Source organism: Streptomyces globisporus C-1027, from assembly GCF_000261345.2.
GTDB classification, from domain to species: domain Bacteria; phylum Actinomycetota; class Actinomycetes; order Streptomycetales; family Streptomycetaceae; genus Streptomyces; species Streptomyces pakalii.
The window spans coordinates 5,924,649-5,943,664 of record NZ_CP013738.1 but is presented as its reverse complement, the minus strand read 5'-3'; the positions used below and the strand labels follow the sequence as shown (position 1 = coordinate 5,943,664).

Below are 19,016 nucleotides of genomic sequence, written 5' to 3'. Positions count from 1 at the left end.
CAACTCCTTCAGGAATTTCAGTTTCGAGCGTTGCTCTTGCGGCGGCTCGCGATGAGCTGTCCGACAAGAACCATCAGTACCGCAATGACGAACATGGCGGTGCCGATGACATTGATCTGCACGGGCGTGCCGCGCTGGGCCGATCCCCAGACGAACATGGGGAACGTGACGGTGGAGCCCGCGTTGAAATTCGTGATGATGAAATCGTCGAACGAGAGCGCGAAAGCGAGCAGCGCTCCCGCCGCGATGCCGGGGGCGGCGATGGGAAGGGTCACCCGTACGAAGGTCTGCACGGGGCCCGCGTACAGGTCGCGGGCGGCTTCCTCCAGTCTCGGGTCCATCGACATGACGCGCGCCTTGACAGCGGTCACCACGAAGCTGAGGCAGAACATGATGTGCGCGATCAGCACGGTCCAGAAGCCGAGCTGGGCGCCCATGTTCAGGAAGAGGGTGAGCAGGGAGGCCGCCATGACGACCTCGGGCATCGCCATCGGCAGGAAGATCAGCGAGTTGATCGCGCCGCGCGCCCGGAAGCGGTAGCGGACCAGGGCGAAGGCGATCATGGTGCCGAGCGCGGTCGCCCCGAGCGTCGCCCAGAAGGCGATCTGGAGCGAGAGGGAGAGCGAGCCGCACAGGTCGGCGACGCCGCAGGGGTCCTTCCAGGCGTCCAGCGAGAACTGCTGCCAGGCGTAGTTGAAGCGCCCCTTGGGCTTGTTGAACGAGAACACCATCACGACGATGTTCGGCAGGATCATGTACGCGAGGGTCAGCAGACCCGCGATGACGACCAGGTTCCGGCGTATCCAGCGCAGTACGGGCATCAGACCAGGTCCTCCGTCCCGGAGCGGCGGATGTAGAAGGTGACCATCAGCAGGACGATCGCCATGAGGATGAACGAGAGCGCGGCGGCCGTCGGATAGTCCAGGACCCGCAGGAACTGGCTCTGGATGACGCTGCCGACCATCTTGGTGTCGGTGGAGCCCAGCAGTTCGGCGTTGACGTAGTCGCCGCTGGCCGGGATGAAGGTCAGCAGGGTGCCGGAGACGACGCCGGGCATGGAGAGCGGGAACGTCACCTTGCGGAAGGTGGTGGCGGGGGTGGCGTAGAGGTCGCCCGCCGCCTCGTGCAGCCGGCCGTCGATCCGCTCCAGCGAGGTGTAGAGCGGCAGGATCATGAACGGCAGGAAGTTGTACGTCAGACCGCAGACGACGGCCATCGGGGTGGCCAGGACCCGGTTGGACTCGGTCCAGCCGAGCCAGCTGGTGACGTCCAGGACGTGCAGGGTGTTGAGCACGTCCACGACCGCGCCGCCGTCGGCGAGGATCGTCTTCCACGCCAGCGTACGGATGAGGAAGCTGGTGAAGAACGGGGCGATGACCAGCACCAGGACGAGGTTGCGCCAGCGGCCCGCCTTGAACGCGATGAGGTAGGCGAGCGGGTAGCCCAGCAGCAGGCACAGGATCGTGGCGGTGCCCGCGTACAGCAGGGACCGGATGAACTGCGGGTAGTACTCGCGCAGCGCGTCCACGTACGTCTGGAAGTGCCAGGTCACCTCGAAGCCCTGCTCCAGCGAGCCGGTCTGTACGGAGGTGGAGGCCTGGTAGACGAGCGGCAGGGCGAAGAAGACGACCAGCCAGAGGATGCCGGGGAGCAGCAGCCAGTAGGGGACGAGCCGCTTGCGGGTGGAGGGCTTGCGGAGCGTGAGCTCCCGGGGCTCCTCAGGGGTCGGCGCGGGCGGCGCCTCGGTGACGCTCATTCCGCGTCCTCCACGCTCGTCGCGCCCGCGTCGATGTCCTGGGCGGCGTCGAGTCCGAAGGTGTGGGCGGGGTTCCAGTGCAGGACGACCTCGGCTCCGGGAAGAAGTCCCGCGCGCCTGTCGATGTTCTGCTCGTACACCTGGAGGGCCGTTCCGGCCGGGCTCTCGACGACGTACTGGGTGGAGACGCCGATGAAGCTGGAGTCGGTGATACGGCCGGTGACGCGGTTGCGGCCGGCGGGGATGTCATCGGCGTCGTCGGCGTGGGCCAGGGATATCTTCTCCGGCCGGATGCCGAGGAGGAGACGGCCGCCGGCGGCGGTGGAGGAGGCCGAACATCGCTCGCGGGGCAGCGAGAGTTTGCCCCCGCCCGCGGCCACCACCAGGTTCTCGCCGGTGGAGACGATCTCGCCCCCGATGAGGTTGGAGGTGCCGAGGAAGTTGGCGACGAAGGTGGTGCTCGGGTTCTCGTAGAGGTCGGCCGGGGCGCCGAGCTGCTCGACGCGGCCGCCGTTCATCACCGCGACGGTGTCGGCCATGGTCATGGCCTCCTCCTGGTCGTGGGTGACGTGCACGAAGGTGATGCCGACCTCGGTCTGGATCCGCTTGAGCTCCAGCTGCATCTGGCGGCGGAGCTTGAGGTCGAGCGCGCCGAGCGGTTCGTCGAGCAGCAGGACCTGCGGGTGGTTGATGAGCGCGCGGGCGACGGCGACGCGCTGCTGCTGGCCGCCGGAGAGCTGGTGCGGCTTGCGGCGGGCGAAGTCACCGAGCTGGACCAGCTCCAGCATCGCGTCGACCTGCTTCTTCACGGACTTGATGCCGCGCCGCCGCAGCCCGAAGGCGACGTTCTCGGTGATGTCGAGGTGCGGGAAGAGCGCGTAGCTCTGGAAGACGGTGTTGACGGGCCGCTTGTACGGGGGCAGGTCGGTGATGTCCTTGTCGCCGAGGAAGACCGTGCCGGTGGTGGCCTCCTCCAGGCCCGCGATCATCCGCAGGGTGGTGGTCTTGCCGCAGCCGGACGCGCCGAGCAGGGCGAAGAAGGAGCCCTGGGGAACGGTCAGGTCGAGCGGGTGCACGGCGGTGAAGGAGCCGTAGGTCTTGCTGATCCCGGCGAGGCGGACATCGCCGCCCGCGGTCTGCTGCTGCTGTGTCATGGGTCGCAGTCCCAGTGTGTTCGGGGGGAGTTCGGAGAGGGCAGGGCCGGTGAGGCACCGGTGGCGGCCGGGTCAGGCGCCGATGAGCTTGGCGAACTTCTCTTCGTACGCCGTCTCTTCCTCCGTGCTCAGGGAGCGGAAGGAGCGGGACTTCGCCGCCATCTCCTTGTCGGGGAGGATCAGCGTGTTGGAGGCCATCGACTCGTCGATCCTGGCGAGTTCCTCGCGTACGCCGTCGACCGGGCAGACGTAGTTGATGTACGCGGCGAGCTGGGCGGCGACCGGGGGCTCGTAGTAGTAGTCGATGAGCTTCTCGGCGTTGGTCTTGTGCCGGGCCTGCGCGGGGACCAGGAGGCTGTCGCTGGACGTGATGTATCCGGCGGCCGGGATGGCGTACTCGATGTCCGGGTTGTCGGCCTGGAGCTGGATGACGTCCCCGGCCCAGGCGACGCAGGCGGCGATGTCGCCCTTGCTGAGGTCGGCGGTGTAGTCGTTGCCGGTGAAGCGGCGGATCTGCTTCTTGTCGACGGCCTTCTGGAGGCGGCCGATCGCGCCGTCGAAGTCGGCGTCGCTGAACTTCCCCGGGTCCTTGCCCTGGTCGAGGAGGGTCATGCCGACGGTGTCGCGCATCTCGGAGAGGAAGGAGACGCGGCCCTTGAGTTTCGGGTCGTCGAGCAGCTGGGTGACGGAGTCGACCTTGCGGCCGCCGGTCGCCTTCTTGTTGTAAGCGATGACGGTGGGGATGCCCGTCCACGGATAGGAGTAGGCGCGGCCGGGGTCCCAGTCGGGGCTGCGGAACTGGGCGGAGACGTTGGCGAAGGCGTGCGGGAGGTTCGAGGGGTCGAGCTTCTGCGCCCAGCCGAGCCGGATGATGCGGGCGGCGAGCCAGTCGGTGACGCAGATGAGGTCGCGCCCGGTGTCCTGCCCGGCGGCGAGCTGCGGCTTGATCTTCCCGAAGAACTCGACGTTGTCGTTGATGTCCTCGGTGTACTTGACCCTGATCCCGGTGCGCTCGGTGAACGCCTCCAGGGTGGGGCGGCTCTTCTCGTCCTCGCTGACGTCCATGTACTCGGTCCAGTTGGAGAAGTTCAGCACCTTCTCCTTCGCCGAGTGGTCGTCGGAGGCCAGGCCGGCGTCGGCGCGCTTGGCGGGCGGGATGCCGCACGCACCGAGGGTGGCTATGCCGCCGACGGCCAGCGCGCCCATGCCGGAGGCGCGCAGCAGGGAGCGGCGGGTGAGGGCACCCCTGCCGCTGGTCAGGGACCGCCTCATGGCCGCCAGTTGGACCGGCGTGAGGCGCTCGGGCTCGTAACTCTCCATACGCTGTATGCCCTTTCGGGTGGGAGGCCGCGGGGGCCCGCGGTCGTGGTCGGGCCCCGGGATGCGGCAGCTGCTATCGGTCCCCGAAGATCGTGCGGTGCCAGTCCTTGCGGGCGACCGCGGTGTTGTCGTACATGACGTGCTTGACCTGCGTGTACTCCTCGAAGGAGTACGCCGACATGTCCTTGCCGAAGCCGCTGGCCTTGTATCCGCCGTGCGGCATCTCGGAGAGGATCGGGATGTGGTCGTTCACCCACACACAGCCCGCCTGGATCTCGCGGGTGGCGCGGTTCGCGCGGTACAGGTCGCGGGTCCAGGCGGAGGCGGCCAGTCCGTACGGGGTGTCGTTGGCGAGCGCGATGCCCTCGTCGTCGGTGTCGAAGGGGAGGACGACCAGGACGGGGCCGAAGATCTCCGACTGGACGACCTCGCTGTCCTGGGCGGCACCGGCGATCAGGGTCGGCCGGTAGTACGCCCCGTCGGCGAGGTCGCCGCCCGGGGCCTCGCCACCGGTGACGACCCGGGCGTAGCCGCGGGCCCGCTCGACGAAGGCGGCGACGCGGTCGCGCTGGGCGTGGCTGATGAGGGGGCCGAGATCGGTCGACGCGTCGAAGGGGTCACCGATCCGGACGGTGTCCATGAGCGCGGCGACGTCCCGGACGAAGGCGTCGTAGAGGGGGCGCTGGACGTAGGCGCGGGTGGCGGCGGTGCAGTCCTGGCCGGTGTTGATGAGGGATCCGGCGACCGCGCCGTGGACGGCGGCCTCCAGGTCGGCGTCGTCGAAGACCACGAAGGGGGCCTTGCCGCCGAGCTCCAGGTGGAGGCGCTTGACGGTGGCGGTGGCGACCTCGGCGACCCGCTTGCCGACGGCGGTGGAGCCGGTGAAGGAGGTCATCACGACGTCGGGGTGGCCGACGAGGTGCTCGCCGGCGTCCTTGCCCGCGCCGGTGACGATGTTGATGACGCCGTCGGGGATGCCGGCCTCGGTGGCGGCCTGGGCGAACATCAGCGAGGTGAGCGGGGTGAGTTCGGCGGGCTTGAGGACGATGGTGTTGCCCGCGGCGACGGCCGGGAGGATCTTCCAGGCGGCCATCTGGAGCGGGTAGTTCCAGGGGGCGATGGAGCCGACGACGCCGATCGCCTCGCGGCGTACGTAGGAGGTGTGGTCGCCGTCGTACTCGGCGGCGGCCTTGCCTTCCAGGTGGCGGGCCGCGCCCGCGAAGAACGCGGCGTTGTCGACGGTGCCGGGCACGTCGAACTCGGTGGAGAGCTTGACCGGCTTGCCGCACTGGAGGGATTCGGCGTACGCGAAGTCGTCGGCCTGCTCGGCGAGGACGGCGGCGAACCGGTGCAGGGCGTCGGACCGCTCGCCGGGGGTGGCGCCGGACCAGCCGGGGAAGGCGGCGCGGGCGGCGGCGACGGCCGCGTCCACGTCCTCGGTGCCCGCCAGCTCGTAGCGGAGCACGCTCGCGCCGGTCGCGGGGTTCACGATGTCGTGGTGGCGGCCGGACGTGCCGGGGAGCAGCTTGCCGCCGATGTACTGCGCACCTTCCGCGAAGCGGTCCTGAACCTGGAAGCCGTTGCTCATGACGCTCTCCTCCGCCGCTGTACCCGCTGGGCGGGGTCGGCGTAGCTTCTTCGTGAATTGAGTGCCGATCCTGACAGAGGGGTTCAAGCCCAACAAGTGATTCCGTTGTTGCCTTTTGGTTACGCGACGGAATCTGTCGACCATGTGTCGTGTCGGTGCGGAAATCCCCGTACGGAGTGTCAGTGGCGGATGCCACACTCACATGCCATGGGACCGATCGATGAGCTTCTGGCGGACGTGGCGCGGGGCAAGCGGGTGAAGTATCTGCCGTTCTGGGGGCACCGTCCGCGTCCCGACGGACGGATCGGGGCGAGCTGTCTGAGTCAGTGGTGGCCGTCGCCGTTCACGGTGGACGGCGTGACGTATGCGAGCGCCGAGCACTGGATGATGGCGGGCAAGGCGCGGATCTTCGGCGATCCGGAGGCCGAGGCGGCGGCGGTGACGGCGAAGAGCCCGGCCGCGGCGAAGAAGGCGGGGCGGCTGGTGCGCGGCTTCGACGAGGACGTGTGGATACGGGAGCGGTTCGCCCTGGTGGTGGCGGGCAGCGTGCACAAGTTCGGGCAGTACCCGGAGCTGGCCGGCTATCTGCTGTCCACCGGGGACCGGGTGCTGGTGGAGGCGTCCCCGCTGGACCGGATCTGGGGCATCGGGCTCGCGGCGGACGACGAGCGGGCGGAGCGGCCGCAGGAGTGGCGGGGGCTGAATCTGCTGGGCTTCGCGCTGATGGAGGCCCGGGAGAGGCTGCGGGCGGGCGCGACGGGCTGAGGCGTCTTCGTACAGACTCTGCTACGACGACCGGCCGGGCGGGGATCGCTCCCTGCCCGGCCGGTCGTCGCGGCGTTCGCCGCGAGGTCCGCTAGCGGCGGTCCTCGACGACCAGCGACGTGGCGAACGGGTCGTCGTAGGGGTCGTTGTAGTCGCTGTCCCGGTCGTCGGCCGTCGTGGCGGCCCAGATGATCACGCCGAGGAGCGCGGCGCCGACGACGATGCCGACGGAGCCGAGGATGACCCCGGCGAGCGCCATGCCCCGGTTGGTGGCCTCGCCGCGCTTGGCACGGCCGAGGCCGATGATGCCGAAGATCAGCGCGAGGATGCCGAGGATGATGTTGAGGCCGTAGAGGCAGAAGCCGACCACGGAGATGATGCCGATCACCATGGCGGCCGTGCCCAGACCGTTGTTGGGCGCCGGGCCCCAGGCGGCCGGACCGGCGCCGTAGGCGCCGTAGCCCGGGTATCCGCCGTACGGCTGCGCGGGCGGGGCCGGGTAGCCGTAGTGCGCAGCGGGCGGCGGGCCCGCGTGGCCGGGGCCGTTCGGGCCTACCGGCGGCGGCGGTACGTCCGAGGGCGCCGGCCCGAAGCCGCCGGCCTGGGGTATCGGTCCGGTGCCGTCCCCCGGTCCGGCGCTCGGCATCGACGTCACGGTCGGCTGGTCATGGACCGCGGGCGGCTGCTGTGCGGCGGGCGGCGGCGTCTGCCCGCCCTGCTTGCCCAGATCCACCCTGGTGCTGTCCGGCGGTGCCCACGGATCGCGCGGCGCGGCCCCGCCCCCGGGCTGCTCTGTGTTGTCTGACATGGGCCTCCCCCATCGTGGTCCCGTCATGCTACGGCCAGGCCTGACGGGCCCGGACCGCGCCTGCGATGATCGGTGCGGCCGGTACGCCCGGCCGATGTCACGCCGAACCGGGAGAATTCCGATGACCGATCCGCACCCCTTCATCGCCGGGCTGCCCAAGGCCGAGCTCCATGTCCACCACGTCGGGTCGGCCTCGCCCCGGATCGTCGCCGAGCTGGCCGCCCGCCACCCGGACTCCAAGGTCCCCACGGACCCGGAGGCGCTGGCCGACTACTTCACCTTCACCGACTTCGCGCACTTCATCGAGGTCTACCTGTCGGTGGTGGACCTGGTCCGCACCCCGGAGGACGTCCGGCTGCTCACCTTCGAGGTGGCGCGGGACATGGCCCGGCAGAACATCCGGTACGCCGAGCTGACCGTGACCCCGTACAGCTCGACCAAGCGGAACATCCCCGAGGTCGGGTTCATGGAGGCCCTGGAGGACGCCCGCAAGGCAGCCGAGGCCGAGCTGGGCGTCGTCCTGCGCTGGTGCTTCGACATCCCGGGGGAGGCCGGGCTCCAGGCAGCCGAGGAGACCGCCCGGCTCGCGGTGGAACGGCGCCCCGACGGGCTCGTCTCCTTCGGTCTCGGCGGACCGGAGATCGGGGTGGAGCGCCCGCAGTTCAAGCCCTACTTCGACCGGGCCATCGCCGAGGGCCTGCACTCGGTGCCGCACGCCGGGGAGACCACCGGGCCGCAGACGGTCTGGGACGCGCTGACCGCGCTGCGCGCCGAGCGCATCGGGCACGGCACCAGCTCCGTGCAGGACCCGAAGCTGCTGGAGCACCTGGCCGAGCACCGGATCGCCCTGGAGGTCTGCCCGACGTCGAACATCGCCACCCGCGCGGTCACCGACATCGAGCGCCACCCGATCCGCGAGATGGTGCAGGCGGGGGTGCTGGTGACGGTCAACAGCGACGACCCGCCGATGTTCGGCACCGACCTCAACAACGAGTACGCGGTGGCCGCCCGGCTGCTGGAGCTGGACGAGCGCGGTATCGCGGACCTCGCGAAGAACGCCGTGGAGGCCTCGTTCCTGGACCCGGCGGGCAAGCGGAAGCTGGCCGAGGAGATCGACACGTACACGGCGAACTGGCTCCGGGCACCCGGCAGCTGACCCCGGTCGTCACAATGGCCTCATGGCCAACACCGTCTCCCGCGTCACCGCCGTGGCCCACCGCGGCGATCCGTACCTCGCCCGTGAGAACACGCTGCCCTCGATCCGCTCCGCCCTCGAACGGGGGGCGGACGCGGTCGAGATCGACGTACGCGTGACCCGCGACGGGGTGCCGGTCCTGCTGCACGACGCGACGCTGGAGCGGCTGTGGGGCCATGACCGGCGTGTGGACCGGATCGACCACGCGGAGCTGAAGGAGCTGACCGGCGGCGGGGTGCCCACGCTCCGCGACGCGCTGCTCGCCGCCGGGGCGCACCGGGTGATGGTGGACCTGCCCGGCTCCACGGACGCCTCGGTGAGGAAGATCGTGGGGACGGTCCGCGAGTGCGGTGCGGGCGAGCGGGCGTACTACTGCGCGAACTCGGCCGCGATGCTGCGGGTGCGCGCCGCCGACCCGTCCGCCGAGATCGCCCTGACCTGGACCACACTGGCCCCGCCGCGCCCGGACCTGCTGGCCGCGGTGAAGCCGCGCTGGCTGAACTACCGCTTCGGCCTGATCAGCCGGGAGCTGACGGACCGGGCGCACCGGGACGGGCTGCTCGTCTCCGCGTGGACGGCAGACACGAAGCGCACGATGCGCAAGCTGATCGAGCGCGGCGTCGATTCGATCACCACCAACCGCATCGACACGCTCCACCGCCTCCTGGCCAACTCGCCCGGGCTCGGCGGCTCTTGATCGGTCCGGCATGATGGAGGGCCCGCACCGCCCGCCGCCGCACCGCCCCCCGCGGCATGCGGGCCCCCTCCGTCACCGAGGAGCCGACCGTCATGGACCCCCGCCCGCAGACAGCTTCCCCCCGGATACGTTCCGACGTCGCGCACAACGCGCGGGTGTGGAACTACTGGCTGGGCGGCAAGGACAACTACCCGGTGGACCGGGCGGTGGGCGACCGGGTCACCGGGATGTACCCGAGCATCGGTGAAGTGGCCCGCGCGGACCGGGCGTTCCTGGGCCGGGCGGTGCGCCATCTGGCGGGCGACGCGGGCGTCGACCAGTTCCTCGACATCGGCACCGGGCTGCCGACCGGGAACAACACCCATGAGATCGCCCAGCACACCGCGCCGCACGCCCGCATCGTGTACGTCGACAACGACCCGATCGTGCTGGCCCACGCCCGCGCCCTGCTGACCAGTTCGCTGGAGGGCGCGACCGAGTACATCGACGCGGACGCGCACCGCCCCGAGCAGATCCTGCGGGCCGCCCAGCCCACCCTGGACCTGGGCCGGCCGGTCGCGGTGATGATGCTCGGCATCCTGAACTTCGTGCTGGACACGGACGAGGCCCGCTCCATCGTGCGGACGCTGATGGCGGCCGTTCCGCCGGGCAGCCACCTGGTGCTGACCCACCCGACGCTGGAGCTGGGCGGCGAGGGCAACGAGGCGGCGATGCGCTTCTGGAACGAGAACGCCACCCCGCCGATCACCGCCCGCAGCCGTGCGGAGTTCGCCTCGTTCCTGGACGGTCTGGAGCTGCTGGAGCCGGGGATCGTCTCCTGCTCCCGCTGGCGGACGAACCCGCGGGAGCCGGAGGTCGCGCAGTTCGGTGCGGTGGCGCGGAAGCCCTGATCCGCCTCGCGAGCCTGCCGGCGCGGCTGCGCGGGCCGTGGGCCGTCGATCTGTGGATCACTCTCGCGGTGCAGGCGGCGGTGACCATGCCGTTCGTCGTGCCGCGTGCACCGGACCTGCCGGAGGCGACCTGGGGCGCGTACGGTCTGACGACCCTGACCGTGCTGCCGCTGGTCGCGCGGCGGCACGCGCCGGTCACCGTCCTGCTGGCGACCCTCGCGGCCGGCGCGCTGTACACGCTGGCCGTCGACGGTCCGGGCCAGCCGTTGCCGTACGCCGGTCTCGTGACCTTCTACACCGTGGCCGAGCTGTCGCCGCCCCGCGCGCAGCTGGCCGTCGCGGTGCTGGTCGCCGCCGCGGTGTTCCCGTCGGTGGCGTGGAACACGGGTGAGGCCCGGGAGCTGCTGTTCTCGCTCTTCGTGTTCGGCGCCGCGTACGCCTTCGGGCGGCTCAGCCACACCCGTAAGGCCTATGTGGCGGCGGTGGAGGACCGGGCGCGCCAGGCTGAGCTGGGCCGGCGGATCGAGGCGGAGCGGGCCGCGGCGCGCGAACGGGCCCGGATCGCACGGGAGATGCACGACATCCTCTCGCACGCGGTGAGCCTGATGATCGTGCAGGCGGAGGCCGGTCCGGTGGCGGTCCGCGCCGCCCCCGAGCGTGCGGAGGCCGCGTTCGAGGCGATCTCCGAGACGGGCCGGGACGCGATGGTGCAGTTGCGCCGGATGCTCGGGGTGCTGCGCGAGGAGGGCCCCGGGCAGGTGGCCGCGCCCCGTTCGCCGCAGCCGGGGCCCGCGGAGCTGCCGGCCCTGCTGGCACGGGTGCGCGGGGGTGGCCCGGAGGTCGCCCTCACGACGAGGGGGCCGGTCCGGGCGCTGCCGCCGGACACCGGGGCGACGGTGTACCGGATCGTGCAGGAGGCGCTGACGAACGTCGTCAAGCATGCGCGGGCCGACCGCGTGGACGTGGACGTGGAATACGGGGAGCGGGAGTTGACGATCACGGTGCGGGACGACGGGCAGGGCCCCGGGACCACCCAGGGGCTCGGGCTGATCGGGATCCGGGAGCGGACCGCCGCGCACGGCGGCACCGTGCGGGCCGGTGGCGGCCCCGGCGGCCGGGGCTTCGAGCTGGTCGTCGGGCTGCCGCCCGCGCCCGGGGCGAAAGAGGTGCGGGCATGGCGATCCGGGTGGTGGTCGCCGACGACCAGGAGCTGGTGCGCAGCGGCTTCGCCATGATCCTGGAGGCCCAGCCCGGCATCGAGGTGGTGGCGGAGGCGGGGGACGGCGCGCAGGCCGTGGCGGCGGTGGGCCGGCTCGGGGCGGACATCGCGCTGCTGGACATCCGGATGCCGGTGCTGGACGGGATCGCGGCGTGCCGGGAGATCGCCGCCGCGGGGTCCTGCCGGACGATCATGCTGACCACGTTCGACGCGGACGAGTACGTGTACGAGGCGCTGCACGCGGGCGCGAGCGGCTTTCTGCTCAAGGATGTGCGGCGGGACGATCTGGTGCACGCGGTGCGGGTGGTGGCCGCCGGGGAGTCGCTGGTCGCCCCGTCGGTGGCGCGGCGGCTGATCGCCGAGTACACCGCGCGCCCGGCGGGCCGGCCCGCGCCGTCGGCCGGCCGGCTGGAGGTCCTGACCGCCCGGGAGCGGGAGATCCTGCTGCACCTGGCGCGGGGCCTGTCCAACGCGGAGATCGCGGCGGCTCTCGTGGTGAGCGAGCACACGGTGAAGACCCATGTGGGCAACGTGCTGTCCAAGCTGGGGCTGCGCGACCGCGTCCAGGCCGTCATCTGCGCCTATGAGACCGGGTTGGTGGCTCCCTCGGACGGGGGAGCCACCGGCGCGCCCTCCCCCGGGCGCGGGAGCCGCATCCCCGCCGAGGACCGCCCGGGCGGGTGATCCGCCGGGGCGGCCGAGCCAACAGGATCAAGTCGCGACGCAGTTGACGACTTCCCTTTCTCGGAGGCACCCGGTGAACAGATCTGTCCGCACGCTCCTGGCAACCGCTCTGGCCCTCGGCATCGTCGGCGGGGCCGCCGGCCCCGTTTCCGCGGGCGCCCCGGCCGACCGAGCTCCGGGCTCCCGTCCGGCGGCATCCGGAGCGCCCCGGTCCCAGGACGCTCCGGACGTCCGGGCCCTGCGTGCCGCGATCGCCGGGCTGCCGCGCGAGGACGCCGTCGCGGCGCTCGTCCGGGTCGGCGGCAGCGCCGGATCGTGGCGCGGCAGCGCCGGGCTGCACGATCTGCCCTCGGGCCGGCCGGCGGATCCGGCGGCCCGCTTCCGCGCGGGATCGGTGACCAAGGTGTTCACGGCGGCCACGGTGCTGCAACTGGCGGGCGAGCGGAAGCTGTCCCTGGACCGCACCGCCCGGCACTACCTGCCGGACCTGATCCCGGCCTCGTACGGGGAGGTGACCGTACGCCAGTTGCTCGACCACACCAGCGGCATCCCCGCGGCGGATCTGCCGGGCACGAACCTGGAGGAGTGGTACGCGCACCGCTTCGACGTCCACACGCCGCGCGCCATGGTGGCCTCCGCGACGGCGAAGGAGCGGGAGTTCGCGCCGGGCTCCAGCCAGCACTACCTCAACATCAACTACACGGTGCTGGGGCTGCTGGTCGAGCGCGTCACCGGGCACACCTACGAGCGGGAGGTCGGGGACCGGATCCTGGGCCCGCTCGGCCTGCGGTCCACGTACTTCCCCGGCGCCGACCCCGAGATCCGTGGCCCGCACAACCGCGGCTACCAGGTCTTCGCTGCGCCGGGCGGGGGTGCCGAGCTGCGGGATGTCACGGTGTGGGGGCCGACCGACGGGTGGGCGGCCGGGGACATCATCTCGACCACCGCCGATCTGGAGCGCTTCACCACCGCCCTGTTCGGCGGGCGGGTGGTGCGCGGGCCGCTCCTGGAGGAGATGTTCACGCTGCCCGACGCCAAGGTGCGCACGTACGGTTCCGGGAAGCCGGCGCAGTTCAGCGCCGGTCTCTCGGTGCTCACCCTGGGCGGCCGCCAGGTCTGGGGCAAGTCCGGCGGCCGCTGGGGGTACAACACGGCGGTGGGGGCCACGCGTGACCTCTCCCGGACGCTGGTCTACAGCGTCGACGCGACGGACGCGAAGGCGAAGGACGCCAACGCGACGGCGATGGGCATCGTGGTGGCCGCCTTCGGCCCGCCACCCGCGGCCTGACCCGGGCTGTCACCGGGAGGGCGCGACGGCAGCCGGAAGGGCGCGGGCGGTCACCGGGAGGGACTCAGGCGCCCGCCGGAACAGCCGGCGGGTTCGCGGCGGTCGCCGCCCGCTCCAGCACCTCCAGCCGCTTGATCATGCGGCGGACGATCAGCAGCGGGATGACGCCGAGGACCCCGAAGGACATGTCGATCACGCTCCACCAGAACGGTATGCCGCGGATCGATCCGCAGATGAGGGCGAGCGGGATGATCCCGGCGCAGGCGATCATGCCGAACTCGATGACCCAGATGTTGCGGACCGGGTCGCGGTAGGGGCCGTAGAAGGCGACCGCGATGACCAGGTGGGTGAAGGCCAGCCAGTCGGTGCCGTAGAGCATGAACGGCTGCTCGCGGTCGACCGTGTCGAGTCCTTCGCGGACCCGGGTGATCCACTCCATCAGTGCCGGGAAGTGGTCGGGGACCGGCGAGGCTGAGGCGCTCAGCAGGCCCTCCGTCCAGCGGAGTTCGGTGACGAGCGGGAAGGCCGTGAGCCCGCTCAGCACCAGACAGACGATGAAGAAGACCAGCCACCTGCGTATCCCCCGGGTGAGGGCCTGTCTCTCGCTCATATCCGCAGCGTACGCCCGTGTTTACCGCCCCTTTACGGCACCCCTGTTACCGCTTCACAAGCCGACGATGCCGTTCCACTTCTTGGCGAAGTCCATCCGTTCCTCGGAGGTGATGTCGCGGGCGATGGCGAGCCGTTCGCGCATCGCGTCGTCGGGGAAGATCAGGGGATCCTCGGCGAGTGCGGCCGTCTCCTCGTCCTTGGCGGAGGCGAGGACGTCACGGGCGGCGGGGACCGGGCAGACGTAGTTGACCCAGGCGGCGAGTTCGGCGGCGACCTCGGGTTCGTAGTAGTGGTCCACCAGCTTCTCGGCGTTGCGCTTGTGGCGGGCGAGGTTGGGGATCATCAGGGACTCGGCCCAGAGTTCGGCGCCCTCCTCGGGGACGACGAACTCGATGTCCGGGTTGTCGGCCTGGAGCTGGATGACGTCGCCGGAGTAGGCCTGGCAGGCGAGTACGTCGCCGGTGGCGAGGTCCTTGATGTAGTCGTTGCCGGTGAAGCGGCGGATGTGCTTCGAGCGGACCCGCTTCTCGACCTGTTCGCACATCGTGTGGAAGTCGTCGGCCGTCCAGCGGGTGATGTCGACACCGTTGCCCTGCATCAGCAGCGCGAACGACTCGTCGAGCCCGGAGAGCAGGGTGACCCGGCCGCGCAGGTCCTCGGCCCACAGGTCGCCCGTGGACCGGATCTCGCGGCCGAGCTTCTTGCGGTTGTACGCGATGCCGGTGATGCCGGACTGCCAGGGGACGCTGTGGCGGCGCCCCTCGTCGAAGGCGGGGGTGCGCAGTTGGGGGTCGAGGTACTTGGCGACGTTGGGCTGTTTCGCCCGGTCCATCTCCTGGACCCAGCCGAGCCGGACGAAGCGGGCGGCCATCCAGTCGCTGATGACGATCAGGTCCCGGCCGGTCTGCTGGTGGTTCATCAGCGCGGGGCTGATCTTCCCGAAGAACTCGTCGTTGTCGTTGATCTCCTCGGTGTACGTCACGGAGATCCCGGTGCGCTTCGAGAAGGCGTCCAGGGTGGGGCGCTTCGACTCGTCCTCGTCGTCGGTGTCGATGTAGAGCGGCCAGTTGGCGAAGTGCAGGGTGTGGTCGGTGGCCGAACTGTCGTGTCCGGCACGGTCCCCCGGCTCGACGAAGGCCGCGGGCACCCCGCAGCCGGCCAGCGTGGCACCGGCCGCTCCCGCCCCGAGGGCGCGCAGCAGGGACCGGCGGGACATGGGGTTCTTCCTGATCGCTCGCACCCGCGCAGAATGCCGGTCGGCGCTCGCGCGGACAATGGACCAAGCGTCCAGCCGCGCGGGTCCACCCCGCACACCTTGTCCAGACACGCGTACGGCCCCGGGCCGGAGCCCGGGGCCGTACGACCGCGACGACGATTCGAGGATCAGTCCTCGATGGACGTCATGACGTGCTTGATGCGGGTGTAGTCCTCGAAGCCGTACGCGGAGAGGTCCTTGCCGTAGCCGGACTTCTTGAACCCGCCGTGCGGCATCTCGGCGACCAGCGGGATGTGGGTGTTGATCCACACGCAGCCGAAGTCGAGGTTCTTGGACATGCGCATGGCGCGGGCGTGGTTCTGCGTCCAGACCGAGGAGGCGAGCGCGTACTCGACGCCGTTGGCGTACCTGACGGCCTGGTCCTCGTCGGTGAAGGACTGGACGGTGATGACGGGGCCGAAGACCTCGTTCTGGATGATCTCGTCGTCCTGCTTCAGGCCGGAGACGACGGTCGGGGCGTAGAAGTAGCCCTTGTCGCCGACCCGGTGGCCGCCCGCCTCGACCTTGGCGTGGGCGGGGAGCCGCTCGATGAAGCCGCTGACCTGCTTCAGCTGGTTGGCGTTGTTGAGCGGGCCGTACGCCACGTCCTCGTCGTCCGGCTGCCCGGTCTTCGTGTCGGCGGCGGCCTTGGCGAGCGCGGTGACGAACTCGTCGTGGATCGACTCGTGGACCAGGACGCGGGTGGCGGCCGTACAGTCCTGGCCCGCGTTGAAGAAGCCCGCCTCGGAGACGCCCGAGACCGTCTTGGCGATGTCGGCGTCCTCGAAGACCACGACGGGCGCCTTGCCGCCGAGCTCCAGGTGGACGCGCTTGACGTCCTTGGCGGCGGACTCGGCGACCTGCATGCCGGCCCGTACCGAACCGGTGATGGAGGCCATCGCCGGGGTCGGGTGCTCGACCATGGCGCGGCCGGTGTCCCGGTCGCCGCACAGGACGTTGAAGACGCCCTTGGGCAGGATCTGCCCGATGATCTCGGCCATGAGGACCGTCGACGCCGGGGTGGTGTCGGACGGCTTGATGACGACCGTGTTGCCCGCGGCGAGCGCCGGGGCGAACTTCCACACGGCCATCATCATCGGGTAGTTCCACGGCGCGACCTGGGCGCAGACGCCGACCGGCTCACGGCGGATGATGGAGGTCAGGCCCTCCATGTACTCGCCGGCCGAACGGCCCTCCAGCAGCCGGGCGGCCCCCGCGAAGAAGCGGATCTGGTCCACCATGGGCGGAATCTCTTCGCTGCGGGTGAGGCCGATCGGCTTGCCGGTGTTCTCCGACTCGGCGGCGATCAGGTCCTCGGCCCGCTCCTCGAAGGCGTCCGCGATCTTGAGCAGGGCCTTCTGGCGCTCGGCGGGCGTGGTGTCGCGCCAGGCGGGGAAGGCCGCGGCTGCGGCCTCCATGGCGGCATCGACGTCGGCCTGGCCCGAGAGCGGCGAGGTTGCGTAGACCTCTTCCGTCACCGGGCTGACCACATCGATGGTCCGCCCGTCCGCGGCGTCCCGGAACTCTCCGTTGATGTAGTTGCGCAGACGGCGCACCTCGGTGGTCACAACCACCCCTCCTGTCGGCTGTCCGATGGGTGAGACATCCACCCTAATCGCTCGGGCGACGCTTTCGACATACCCAACCGCCCCCAACTTCGGATTCAGTCGGTTCTGGGCACCTTCTCAACGAATTTCATCGCTCCGGGGTTGCGAGACAGACGAGGAGCGGTGCATGGTGGGTGCGTGGCCAGTCGCAGCGCAGACTCCAGGACAGGGAACGGATCACCGTCGGCGGTCGATGCCGTCTCCCTCGCAATCATCGAGCAGCTCCAGGAGGACGGACGGCGTCCGTACGCCGCGATCGGCAAGGCCGTCGGCCTCTCCGAAGCGGCTGTGCGCCAGCGCGTCCAGAAGCTGCTCGACCAGGGCGTGATGCAGATCGTCGCCGTCACGGACCCGCTCACCGTGGGATTCCGGCGCCAGGCGATGGTCGGCATCAATGTCGAGGGCGACCTCGATCCGGTGGCCGAAGCCCTGTCGGCCATGGCCGAGTGCGAGTACGTGGTCATGACCGCGGGCTCCTTCGACCTGATGGTGGAGATCGTCTGCGAGGACGACGACCACCTGCTGGAGACGATCAACAAACGCATCCGGACCCTTCCCGGCGTGCGCTCCACCGAGAGCTTCGTTTACCTGAAGCTCAAGAAGCAGACCTATATGTGGGGAACCCGATAGCCGTGAGCAAGGACCTCAGCCGAACCGCGTACGACCACCTGTGGATGCACTTCACCCGCATGTCGGACTACGAGAACGCGCCCGTTCCCACCATCGTGCGTGGCGAGGGAACGTACATCTTCGACGACAAGGGCAAGCGCTACCTGGACGGCCTCTCCGGCCTGTTCGTGGTCAACGCCGGTCACGGTCGTCACGAGCTCGCCGAGACGGCGTACAAGCAGGGCCAGGAGCTCGCCTTCTTCCCGGTGTGGTCCTACGCCCACCCGAAGGCCGTCGAGCTCGCCGAGCGGCTCGCCGACTACGCCCCGGGCGACCTCAACAAGGTCTTCTTCACCACCGGTGGCGGCGAGGCCGTCGAGACCGCCTGGAAGCTGGCCAAGCAGTACTTCAAGCTCAAGGGCCAGCCGACCAAGTACAAGGTCATCTCGCGGGCCGTCGCCTACCACGGCACCCCGCAGGGCGCGCTGTCCATCACCGGCCTCCCGGCCCTGAAGGCCCCCTTCGAGCCGCTGGTCCCCGGCGCGCACAAGGTGCCGAACACCAACATCTACCGCGCCCCGCTCTTCGGCGACGACCCGGAGGCCTTCGGCCGCTGGGCCGCCGACCAGATCGAGCAGGAGATCCTCTTCGAAGGCCCCGAGACCGTCGCGGCCGTCTTCCTGGAGCCCGTGCAGAACGCGGGCGGCTGCTTCCCGCCGCCGCCCGGCTACTTCCAGCGGGTCCGCGAGATCTGCGACAAGTACGACGTGCTGCTCGTCTCCGACGAGGTCATCTGCGCCTTCGGCCGACTCGGCACGATCTTCGCCTGCGACAAGTTCGGCTACGTGCCGGACATGATCACCTGCGCGAAGGGCATGACCTCGGGCTACTCCCCGATCGGCGCCTGCATCGTCTCGGACAAGATCGCGGAGCCGTTCTACGAGGGCGGCAACACCTTCCTGCACGGCTACACCTTCGGCGGCCACCCGGTCTCCGCGGCCGTGGGCCTCGCCAACCTCGACATCTTCGAGCGCGAGAACCTCACCCAGCACGTCCTCGACAACGAGAACGCCTTCCTGACCACGCTCCAGAAGCTGCACGACCTGCCGATCGTCGGCGACGTCCGCGGCAACGGGTACTTCTACGGCATCGAGCTGGTGAAGGACAAGGCGACCAAGGAGACGTTCACCGACGAGGAGACCGAGCGCGTCCTGTACGGCTTCCTCTCCAAGGCCCTGTTCGAGAACGGCCTGTACTGCCGGGCCGACGACCGAGGCGACCCGGTCATCCAGCTCGCCCCGCCGCTGATCTCCGACCAGTCCACGTTCGACGAGATCGAGGGCATCCTGCGGGCCGTCCTCACGGAGGCGTGGACGAAGCTCTGACCGCCTTCAGGTCCCCCGGCCGATAGCCGCCCAGCGGTCATTTCATCGGTCCACGCGGCCCGGATACGCCCCTTCGAGTGAGAAGGGGGGTATCCGGGCCGCGTTCCGTGCTCCCGGACCGGTCCGACTATCTACGGTGCCCAGTGACCGATCGGCCGCGTCTTCGTTCCCCCGTACGGGGGAC

18 protein-coding genes are annotated in these 19,016 nt (G+C 70.4%); 9 read left to right on the top strand and 9 right to left on the bottom strand.

Annotated features, from left to right (window positions below; genetic code table 11):
* Window positions 1-17 precede the first annotated feature (17 nt).
* The 5 genes from WQO_RS26335 to WQO_RS26315 form a co-directional block, all read right to left on the bottom strand.
* Window positions 18-821 (bottom strand): ABC transporter permease, encoded by an 804-nt coding sequence (locus tag WQO_RS26335; protein ID WP_010061910.1) that lies wholly within the window; start codon window positions 819-821, stop codon window positions 18-20.
* Window positions 821-1,756: an ABC transporter permease gene (locus WQO_RS26330; protein WP_010061911.1), complete on the bottom strand. Its 936-nt coding sequence runs from the start codon at window positions 1,754-1,756 to the stop codon at window positions 821-823. Before WQO_RS26330 ends, WQO_RS26335 begins: the two co-directional genes overlap by 1 nt.
* Complete coding sequence (locus WQO_RS26325; RefSeq protein ID WP_010061912.1) at window positions 1,753-2,910, bottom strand: ABC transporter ATP-binding protein; 1,158 nt, start codon at window positions 2,908-2,910, stop codon at window positions 1,753-1,755. The genes WQO_RS26330 and WQO_RS26325 overlap by 4 nt, the downstream gene beginning before the upstream one ends.
* Before the next feature lie 72 nt (window positions 2,911-2,982).
* Window positions 2,983-4,230, bottom strand: a complete 1,248-nt coding sequence (locus tag WQO_RS26320) for an ABC transporter substrate-binding protein (RefSeq protein ID WP_010061913.1) — start codon at window positions 4,228-4,230, stop codon at window positions 2,983-2,985.
* Window positions 4,231-4,303: 73 nt separating this feature from the next.
* On the bottom strand, window positions 4,304-5,818 hold the full coding sequence (locus WQO_RS26315; protein ID WP_010061914.1) for a gamma-aminobutyraldehyde dehydrogenase: 1,515 nt from the start codon (window positions 5,816-5,818) through the stop codon (window positions 4,304-4,306).
* A 207-nt stretch (window positions 5,819-6,025) separates the two neighbouring features.
* Between WQO_RS26315 and WQO_RS26310 the strand changes: the two genes are divergently transcribed.
* Window positions 6,026-6,583, top strand: a complete 558-nt coding sequence (locus WQO_RS26310) for an NADAR family protein (protein ID WP_010061915.1) — start codon at window positions 6,026-6,028, stop codon at window positions 6,581-6,583.
* A 91-nt stretch (window positions 6,584-6,674) separates the two neighbouring features.
* Here WQO_RS26310 and WQO_RS26305 read toward each other — a convergent pair whose 3' ends face one another.
* Window positions 6,675-7,391 carry a DUF4190 domain-containing protein gene (locus tag WQO_RS26305; protein WP_029182416.1) on the bottom strand — a complete coding sequence of 239 codons (717 nt, stop codon included), beginning with the start codon at window positions 7,389-7,391 and terminating at the stop codon, window positions 6,675-6,677.
* Window positions 7,392-7,512: 121 nt separating this feature from the next.
* On the opposite strand from WQO_RS26305, the gene WQO_RS26300 reads away from it, so the two are divergent.
* From WQO_RS26300 to WQO_RS26275, 6 genes are all read left to right on the top strand, one after another.
* Entirely contained in the window at window positions 7,513-8,547 is a 1,035-nt protein-coding gene (locus tag WQO_RS26300; RefSeq protein WP_010061918.1) for an adenosine deaminase, read from the top strand.
* Between the two features lie 22 nt (window positions 8,548-8,569).
* Window positions 8,570-9,283, top strand: coding sequence for a glycerophosphodiester phosphodiesterase (locus WQO_RS26295; protein WP_010061919.1), 714 nt, complete (start codon window positions 8,570-8,572; stop codon window positions 9,281-9,283).
* 92 nt (window positions 9,284-9,375) lie between these two features.
* Window positions 9,376-10,173 (top strand): SAM-dependent methyltransferase, encoded by a 798-nt coding sequence (locus WQO_RS26290; RefSeq protein WP_010061920.1) that lies wholly within the window; start codon window positions 9,376-9,378, stop codon window positions 10,171-10,173.
* Between the two features lie 14 nt (window positions 10,174-10,187).
* A complete protein-coding gene (locus tag WQO_RS26285; RefSeq protein WP_470433564.1) occupies window positions 10,188-11,408 on the top strand; it encodes a sensor histidine kinase in 1,221 nt (406 codons plus the stop codon).
* Entirely contained in the window at window positions 11,348-12,076 is a 729-nt protein-coding gene (locus WQO_RS26280) for a response regulator (protein WP_010061922.1), read from the top strand. The genes WQO_RS26285 and WQO_RS26280 overlap by 61 nt, the downstream gene beginning before the upstream one ends.
* A gap of 73 nt (window positions 12,077-12,149) precedes the next feature.
* Complete coding sequence (locus tag WQO_RS26275) at window positions 12,150-13,364, top strand: serine hydrolase domain-containing protein (RefSeq protein WP_010061923.1); 1,215 nt, start codon at window positions 12,150-12,152, stop codon at window positions 13,362-13,364.
* Between the two features lie 64 nt (window positions 13,365-13,428).
* Here WQO_RS26275 and WQO_RS26270 read toward each other — a convergent pair whose 3' ends face one another.
* The 3 genes from WQO_RS26270 to WQO_RS26260 all read right to left on the bottom strand — a co-directional run bounded on the left by WQO_RS26270 (window position 13,429) and on the right by WQO_RS26260 (window position 16,799).
* Complete coding sequence (locus tag WQO_RS26270) at window positions 13,429-13,974, bottom strand: hypothetical protein (RefSeq protein WP_010061924.1); 546 nt, start codon at window positions 13,972-13,974, stop codon at window positions 13,429-13,431.
* A 54-nt stretch (window positions 13,975-14,028) separates the two neighbouring features.
* A complete protein-coding gene (locus WQO_RS26265; RefSeq protein WP_010061926.1) occupies window positions 14,029-15,192 on the bottom strand; it encodes a polyamine ABC transporter substrate-binding protein in 1,164 nt (387 codons plus the stop codon).
* 167 nt (window positions 15,193-15,359) lie between these two features.
* The gene (locus tag WQO_RS26260; RefSeq protein WP_010061927.1) at window positions 15,360-16,799 is read right to left on the bottom strand and encodes a gamma-aminobutyraldehyde dehydrogenase; all 1,440 of its coding nucleotides are present in this window, start codon (window positions 16,797-16,799) and stop codon (window positions 15,360-15,362) included.
* 177 nt (window positions 16,800-16,976) lie between these two features.
* Between WQO_RS26260 and WQO_RS26255 the strand changes: the two genes are divergently transcribed.
* Together WQO_RS26255 and WQO_RS26250 are read left to right on the top strand one after the other, a co-directional pair.
* Entirely contained in the window at window positions 16,977-17,468 is a 492-nt protein-coding gene (locus WQO_RS26255) for an Lrp/AsnC family transcriptional regulator (protein WP_006127933.1), read from the top strand.
* Window positions 17,453-18,832, top strand: coding sequence for an aspartate aminotransferase family protein (locus tag WQO_RS26250; protein WP_029182417.1), 1,380 nt, complete (start codon window positions 17,453-17,455; stop codon window positions 18,830-18,832). Before WQO_RS26255 ends, WQO_RS26250 begins: the two co-directional genes overlap by 16 nt.
* Window positions 18,833-19,016 lie beyond the last annotated feature (184 nt).

Bases quoted from the DNA above. Each gene is read 5' to 3' on its own strand.
- WQO_RS26335 (WP_010061910.1), bottom strand. From the start codon at position 821: ATGCCCGTACTGCGCTGGATACGCCGGAACCTGGTCGTCATCGCGGGT.
- WQO_RS26330 (WP_010061911.1), bottom strand. From the start codon at position 1,756: ATGAGCGTCACCGAGGCGCCGCCCGCGCCGACCCCTGAGGAGCCCCGG.
- WQO_RS26325 (WP_010061912.1), bottom strand. From the start codon at position 2,910: ATGACACAGCAGCAGCAGACCGCGGGCGGCGATGTCCGCCTCGCCGGG.
- WQO_RS26320 (WP_010061913.1), bottom strand. From the start codon at position 4,230: ATGGAGAGTTACGAGCCCGAGCGCCTCACGCCGGTCCAACTGGCGGCC.
- WQO_RS26315 (WP_010061914.1), bottom strand. From the start codon at position 5,818: ATGAGCAACGGCTTCCAGGTTCAGGACCGCTTCGCGGAAGGTGCGCAG.
- WQO_RS26310 (WP_010061915.1), top strand. From the start codon at position 6,026: ATGGGACCGATCGATGAGCTTCTGGCGGACGTGGCGCGGGGCAAGCGG.
- WQO_RS26305 (WP_029182416.1), bottom strand. From the start codon at position 7,391: ATGTCAGACAACACAGAGCAGCCCGGGGGCGGGGCCGCGCCGCGCGAT.
- WQO_RS26300 (WP_010061918.1), top strand. From the start codon at position 7,513: ATGACCGATCCGCACCCCTTCATCGCCGGGCTGCCCAAGGCCGAGCTC.
- WQO_RS26295 (WP_010061919.1), top strand. From the start codon at position 8,570: ATGGCCAACACCGTCTCCCGCGTCACCGCCGTGGCCCACCGCGGCGAT.
- WQO_RS26290 (WP_010061920.1), top strand. From the start codon at position 9,376: ATGGACCCCCGCCCGCAGACAGCTTCCCCCCGGATACGTTCCGACGTC.
- WQO_RS26280 (WP_010061922.1), top strand. From the start codon at position 11,348: ATGGCGATCCGGGTGGTGGTCGCCGACGACCAGGAGCTGGTGCGCAGC.
- WQO_RS26270 (WP_010061924.1), bottom strand. From the start codon at position 13,974: ATGAGCGAGAGACAGGCCCTCACCCGGGGGATACGCAGGTGGCTGGTC.
- WQO_RS26265 (WP_010061926.1), bottom strand. From the start codon at position 15,192: ATGTCCCGCCGGTCCCTGCTGCGCGCCCTCGGGGCGGGAGCGGCCGGT.